7 protein-coding genes and 1 rRNA gene are annotated in these 6,669 nt (G+C 45.8%); 2 read left to right on the top strand and 6 right to left on the bottom strand.

Annotation, left to right across the window (positions count from 1 at the left end):
- From FS806_RS12445 to FS806_RS12435, 3 genes are all read right to left on the bottom strand, one after another.
- Positions 1-279 (bottom strand): 16S ribosomal RNA (locus tag FS806_RS12445); the annotation flags it as partial.
- Between the two features lie 437 nt (positions 280-716).
- Entirely contained in the window at positions 717-935 is a 219-nt protein-coding gene (locus FS806_RS12440) for a regulator of G-protein signaling domain-containing protein (protein WP_144936644.1), read from the bottom strand.
- 301 nt (positions 936-1,236) lie between these two features.
- Positions 1,237-1,812 (bottom strand): stage II sporulation protein M, encoded by a 576-nt coding sequence (locus tag FS806_RS12435; RefSeq protein ID WP_222126657.1) that lies wholly within the window; start codon positions 1,810-1,812, stop codon positions 1,237-1,239.
- Positions 1,813-2,180: 368 nt separating this feature from the next.
- Between FS806_RS12435 and pdaB the strand changes: the two genes are divergently transcribed.
- The gene (gene pdaB / locus FS806_RS12430) at positions 2,181-2,951 is read left to right on the top strand and encodes a polysaccharide deacetylase family sporulation protein PdaB (protein ID WP_144936638.1); all 771 of its coding nucleotides are present in this window, start codon (positions 2,181-2,183) and stop codon (positions 2,949-2,951) included.
- A 70-nt stretch (positions 2,952-3,021) separates the two neighbouring features.
- Here pdaB and FS806_RS12425 read toward each other — a convergent pair whose 3' ends face one another.
- On the bottom strand, positions 3,022-3,642 hold the full coding sequence (locus tag FS806_RS12425) for a KinB-signaling pathway activation protein (protein WP_260982067.1): 621 nt from the start codon (positions 3,640-3,642) through the stop codon (positions 3,022-3,024).
- Positions 3,643-3,879: 237 nt separating this feature from the next.
- Between FS806_RS12425 and gerD the strand changes: the two genes are divergently transcribed.
- Positions 3,880-4,572 (top strand): spore germination lipoprotein GerD, encoded by a 693-nt coding sequence (gerD, locus tag FS806_RS12420; RefSeq protein ID WP_144936632.1) that lies wholly within the window; start codon positions 3,880-3,882, stop codon positions 4,570-4,572.
- 99 nt (positions 4,573-4,671) lie between these two features.
- Here the strand turns inward: gerD and FS806_RS12415 are convergent, their stop codons facing one another.
- Both FS806_RS12415 and cwlD read right to left on the bottom strand, forming a co-directional pair.
- Positions 4,672-5,778 carry an Mrp/NBP35 family ATP-binding protein gene (locus FS806_RS12415; protein ID WP_144936630.1) on the bottom strand — a complete coding sequence of 369 codons (1,107 nt, stop codon included), beginning with the start codon at positions 5,776-5,778 and terminating at the stop codon, positions 4,672-4,674.
- Between the two features lie 54 nt (positions 5,779-5,832).
- On the bottom strand, positions 5,833-6,591 hold the full coding sequence (cwlD, locus tag FS806_RS12410) for an N-acetylmuramoyl-L-alanine amidase CwlD (RefSeq protein ID WP_144936627.1): 759 nt from the start codon (positions 6,589-6,591) through the stop codon (positions 5,833-5,835).
- Positions 6,592-6,669 lie beyond the last annotated feature (78 nt).

The raw sequence follows: 6,669 nt of genomic DNA, 5'->3' as shown, positions 1-6,669 counted from the left end.
AGGCCTTTACCCCACCAACTAGCTAATGCGCCGCAGGCCCATCCGTAAGTGACAGATTGCTCCGTCTTTCCTAAGAAGAGCATGCGCTCTTCCTATCTATCCGGTATTAGCTCACGTTTCCGCAAGTTATCCCGGTCTTACGGGCAGGTTGCCTACGTGTTACTCACCCGTCCGCCGCTAAGCCAGAGCCTTCCAAAGGAAGGCTAAGCTCCGCTCGACTTGCATGTATTAGGCACGCCGCCAGCGTTCGTCCTGAGCCAGGATCAAACTCTCCGAAAAATCCCCCCCAAAAGTGAAGAACAGCTACGAAGCTTATTCCGATTACTTTCGGGGGAGCCCCCACGACAAAATCGAAACTCCATCATGGAAGCTTATTTAGTGAAGAGCGATTAGCTCATTAATTCGTTCATTCATTGACGTGGATACGGTCCGAAAACCGTATACGCACTGGCTTCATTCATTCACTCGTTGTTCAGTTTTCAAAGGGCAATGCTGCTTGCAAATCATCGCTTTAGGAATTAACAGCGACTCTTTTAATATATCATAGAACACGCTGTTAATGCAAGCTTTTTTCTCAAAAAAATTTTGCCATTCTTGCCGAGGCTTGCCTATCGGGACAAGCCATTCGAAGCGGCGAAGAATAATTTATCACATACATTAGGAGTAGTCAATAGCTCTTTTTGTTTTAAATTAATTTAAAATATTCAGCAAATTCCCTACTGATAGATCCGGTTTCTGGCGTACCTGGAGATTTCTTTAGGCGAAGCCAGCCGGGCATACATGCGAAACACAACGTTATACCTGGATTCAATGGCGCTCTTCAGCTCGGCATTCATTTCCTCATCCTTTAAATCGAATAACATTTCATCCAGTTCCTTACGCAGCACATAGTCTAATTCCCTGCATTCTCTTTCGTTAAACAGAAACCCGAGCATATTCAAACCCCTTTCACCCTTTATGTTAAAAAGCCATTCCACAGGAAAGACCTAATAACGGATTTCGCACCGCTTTAATGTTATGCACACAATTTGCTAGTTTTATGAATTCATTTGGAGATTTTTTTGTTGAGCAATATTGTGGCAGGATCACGGCGGGGGATTTCATATTTACTCATTTCGGGTTATCCGGATAGGACAGATATAGACAAGAACCTTATATAACAAACAGGGCAGAACGTTTCCTCGAATCCCAAAAAGAAGCCTTTCCTTAAGAAGTTATGCACGTATAGATAATCCGTCACCTGGTCACGAGCCATAAGGTGATTGTGCTTTCCACAATAGCGGCCACAAGCAGCATCCCTGCGACAACGCCGATCAGCGGAATGGTTCGCTTCAAGAATACATACAATTTATTGCGCATTATAGCTCTTCTACGCAGACTCGGGAAAGTCAGGACCCCTTCTGCCATCAGGAATCCGAAACGAATTCCATATGCGCCCGCCAGGAGAATGGCTGGAATCTCAATGATGCCATGCGGTGCTATTGACTTGAAAAATAGCCACCAATCTTGGCCATTTGTATTGCCTAAAGCTAAATACCCCATTAGCATGCCGTTTGAAACTAAAAAATAAAGAGGGACCAAGGCAAAGAACGCTCCCAAATAAATGATTGCGATAGATAAAAATGTATTGTTCATTAGAATAAATAAAAAGAGCAGCCACTGCATGTTATCTTGCTGCATCAATCCACCGACTGTTCCCTGCAACCGATCCAATTGGCCATTAATGATCGTGCCGAAGGAATCCGGGGAACTGTATCCCATCCATATCCCGACGGCAAAGACAAGTGTGGAAGCAATAAAATAATGCTTCATTTCTTTAAAATGCTTGAACAATGCTGAAAAGCTCATAAATCAATCCCCTTTTTCAAATTCGTTTCACAGCCGCTCCCGTATTTTCTGCCCTCTATCACTAGGATAAGTTTGCTTTTAGAGAACATCCGCTTGCCTAAGATTCTTCCGGTCCTTCCCCCATTTTGATCGTTATTCCTTCGTTTAGCCCAGAATTTCCGATTTCCCCTCTTAACTTGATAGACCTATTATCCGACGTCTGTCTAAAATGAATCTCTCTTTTTTCAAGAAGTTTAGACATAAGTTCATATGGTACTAGCATACATTTGGATTAGACAAGTATTCCAAGCCTTCCCTAAGGTGACGACAAGGCTTAAAAGGAGGTTTCCTCGGTGAATTATTTTTATGTGTTAAACGGGAAAAAAATTAAGCAATACTTGACCATCTTCGTCGCAGTCATCTTCGCCGCCGGTATTATTTATGCGGAAAAAGGTAACATATCTGTCTTCTCCCAGAATGAACCGGCCGCTATTTACAGTATTCCGACCGAGAAAAAATTAATAGCCTTAACCTTCGATATCAGTTGGGGGGACAAAAGAGCGGAACCCATCCTCAATGTATTGAAGGAGAAGGGAGTTACGAATGCGACCTTCTTCATCTCCTCGCCTTGGGCCAAAGGAAACCCCGAAATTGTGAAAAAAATTAAAGAAGCGGGATTTGAAATTGGCAGCCATGGCCATAAACACACCAATTACAGCGGGTTAAGCGATGAGGAGATTCGCAAGCAAATTCAAACCGCTCACCAAATCATCTCCGAAGCAATAGGTCAAGAGCCTAATTTAATCCGCATGCCGAACGGAGATTTTGACAAAAGGGTGCTTAAGATCGCCGATGAACTGAAATATAAAGTGATTCAGTGGGATACCGACTCCTTGGACTGGAAGAACATCGGAACGGATAATATTGTAAACCGTGTTCTTGACAAAGCCCATCCCGGGGATATAGTCCTTATGCATGCCAGCGATTCAGTTAAGCAAACGCACGAAGCTCTGCCTGTTATTATTGACCGGCTCAAGGCGGACGGCTATCAATTTGTGACGGTAACCCAGCTCATGGAGCAGGCACAGGTCTCTAAACAGCCTGTAGAAGATAAAACGACCTGACCAACTCCAATTCAGGTCAGGCCTTGTCAAGGCGGCGCATCATATTTCCCGATGGATGAATCCTTTGCAATCAGGAGGCTTTTGCGGAAGCCTCTTTTTTGTCGCCCACCAGTTTGTGAAGCTGCATGATTTGCCATGTATTCGATATCAGCAGCGGGGTCAGCATAAAGATGTGCGAAGGCGTATTATTGAGCTTCAGAGCCGGAAGTGCCTCCAATATCGTTACACTAAACATAAAGAACAACGTAGGGATAAATGCGCTCTTGTTCGTTTCCTTCATCTTCCACCAGGATACCAGCGAGGAAAGCACGATCAATACCGTAGGTAAAATAAAATACGGAAATACCGACTCACCTTCAGCAGCGAAGCTGGTATAAGTCAAATAAATCATATCGAAGTATACAATGGCTACCAGAAGAATTTGCAGCACATCCCAGAGAAATTTGCTTCTAAGGAACCCCATCGCAATGTATCGGGTAATCAAATATGCAAAGAAACCCATTTGACTAACGACACTGATGGTAGCCCCCGCCAACACTATGAAAATAATAGTTTCCCAATTAAAGCCGGCTTGCGAAACTTCCAAAAAATGGAAGTCCTCAGTCATTCCGACAAGGGCAAGCCCAACAACTAAAGAAGCCGCCGTCCCCAATAATAATGTAGTCCAAAATAGATGGAACCATTTTCTCAAAGTCAAGCCATGTTCGCCTCCAGCAGGTCTTTCCTCAGATCCCCTAATTTTTTATTGGTTACCCCAGTATAGAACTTTGTAAGCCTTCATCCGAAACCATTCAAAATCCTATATGGCGATAAAAACATTCAACCATAATTGTACCAACGTTTACAACAAAAAGCTAATGCCCATCAACATAATTCGCCGGATTTCACACATAATAATTTTACAATCCAGGAAGGGAGCCATTTTGCCATGATACATCGACATTTCCGCATCCTCCCTGCTTTATTTTGTATCGTTCTTCTCCTTACTTCCTGCGGAACGCAAAATGAACAGTCGGGTCAGAACCAACAAAGTTATAAGGACATAAAGTCCATGATGCTTGACATTCTCAATTCGGAAGAAGGACAGAAAGCGGTCCAGCAAGCGGCGTCCAAAAATCAGGATCCAACCATGAAGCTGTTGTCAACCGGTGAAGGACAGCAGATTCAGATGGCCGTTAAAGACGTGCTGACCGATCCTAATAACGCCCACCTGATCGAGAAGACGATGACCGATCCTAAATTTGCCGCAGATTTTGCCAAATCGATTCAAAAATATAATAAGCAGCTGACCAAGGACTTGATGAAGGATCCCGAATATCAGCAGCAGATGCTGGAATTGATGCAGAACTCGCAGTTCGAAAAGCTGATCATGGACACCATGAAAAGCACCCAATATCGGCAGCAAACGATGAAAATTATAGAGGAATCGATGCAAAGTCCTTTGTTCCGCGATCAATTGATGCAATTGTTCAGTAAAGCCATTGAGGAAGAAATGAAACCGAAGGAAGGCGGGAAAGGCAAGCAGGGGCAGAAGGGGAATAAAGAAGAAAAGAACAAAGAAGATCAGGGCGGCGGAGAAGGTGGAGGAGATCAGTGCGGAGATCAACAATCCGGTTCATAATTCAATTAGCGAATCAATACCCCGAATTTACAAATTCCTATGTATATAATTGACCAGGGCTAATGCATTGCGCATTAGCCCTGATCAGCCAAGTCACGTTTATCCTAACTTTCCAATAATGGCTTCGGCCATTTCGGCATACAGCTTCCCGGTTTCGCTGTCCGCTTTATATACCGATGGGGAGAAATCAGGCTCGGAAATGTGGTTGTCCGGTGCTCCAAGCGGAATCTGGGCAAGCAACTCGGTATGCAGCTCCTCCGCCAGCTTCGCCCCGCCACCTCTTCCGAATATATAGTCCTTCTCTCCGTCCTTATTTACATAATACGCCATGTTCTCGACAACACCGAGAATTTCGTGATCGGTATGAAGCGCCATTGCTCCGGCCCGCGCCGCTACGAATGCGGCCGTCGCATGAGGAGTCGTCACGATCAGCTCCTTGCTGTGCGGAATCATCTGATGAACATCCAGCGCTACATCTCCGGTACCCGGCGGCAGGTCCAGAATCATGTAATCCAGCTCTCCCCAATCCACTTCGGAGAAGAAATTTCTTAGCATTTTGCCAAGCATCGGACCTCTCCAAATTATCGGGGCATTATCCTCGACAAAAAAGCCCATGGAGATAACTTTGACACCGAACCGCTCTACCGGAATAATCCTTTTGTCAACGAGCTGCGGCCTTTCCTCGATACCCATCATATCGGGTACACTGAAACCGTAAATATCCGCATCGATAATTCCGACCCGTTTGCCTTGACGTGCCAGAGCAACAGCCAGATTGACCGTCACGGTCGACTTGCCGACCCCGCCCTTACCGCTGGCCACCGCGATAAACTGTACATTGGAATCGGGTCCGAGAAGCGGCGCTTGTCCCGCCTTCGGCGCATGAGTGGGAATTTCCTGCTTGGCTGAGCTCCTGCTGCTGTCCCCAGATTGGGCCTTGGCCTCGAGCTCCTCGCGCTCATACTGGTTAATTAGACGGAACCGGATATGCACATTGCTGATGCCGAGCCCCTCCATCGCTTCCTCTACATCTTGACGGTACTGCTTCTTCAGCGTTTCGTCTTCCGATGTAAGGACGAAGGTAAGGGCAACTCTATCCTCTTTGACCATGACATCTTTAATAAAATTTAACTCGGTAACCGGACGATGATATTCCGGATCGTGTACATGCTTTAACGCTTCGATGACTTGCTCCCTGGATACCATAGTTCACCTCTATATCCGTCATTATCGTATCTAAAGTTATTATATCAATAATAATCAGGTGTCACCAACTTTTTCCCCCGAATAGTATCTCAGAATGCCCTGATAAATCGAAGCGGCCAATTGTTTCTGGTAATCCCCGTTCCCTAACAGCCTGGCTTCCTCCGGATTGGATAGGAAACCCGCTTCCACCAGAACACTCGGAACGCTCGTCGCTTTTAACAAATATATGGTCTCGACGGTCTGGGCCACTCGGTCCGTATTTTGCAAATTCGCTCTGATTTCATTCTGGATATGGGTGGCCAACCATTTGCCGTCAGCATGTCCCTGGGGATAATAGAAGGTTTGAGCTCCTCTCCACCTAGCGGAGGGGATGCTGTTCAGATGAATGCTGACCAATAAATCCGCCTTCTGCTTCGTAATGATTTCAGCTCGCTTCAGTAAATCCTCGGTCTTACGCTTGCTAAGCCCTTTCGTTTCCGGTCTGGCCAGATCACGGTCTGTCTCTCTCGTCATAATGACAATCGCTCCGGCTTGCTGAAGATAATCACGCAAATATAAGGAAATGGCCAGATTAATGTCCTTCTCCACCAGCCCGTTCTTGCTCGTGGCCCCCCCGTCCGGCCCCCCGTGTCCGGCGTCCACCGCTATAACCTTACCCGACAGCGGCATTGTCCAATAAGACCAGGTCTTGGTGGAAGGCAGCTCGGTGGTAAACAGGAATACCATCATTAGAACTACCCATGCCGATAGTAATATTTTTAACCCGCCGTTTAAGGTAATCCAGAAGATGACTCTCTTCCTGAACTTTCGCATTATAAATCCACCCCTATATCCGCTGACTCTTGTTTAATCATATGGACGGGGGTGGACAATTATGACAGGCATTCCAGC

The organism is Paenibacillus sp. 32O-W, from assembly GCF_007679495.1.
Classification (GTDB): domain Bacteria; phylum Bacillota; class Bacilli; order Paenibacillales; family NBRC-103111; genus Paenibacillus_L; species Paenibacillus_L residui.
The sequence above is the reverse complement of the archived record's forward strand: the minus strand, read 5'-3'. Positions and strand labels throughout refer to the sequence as shown.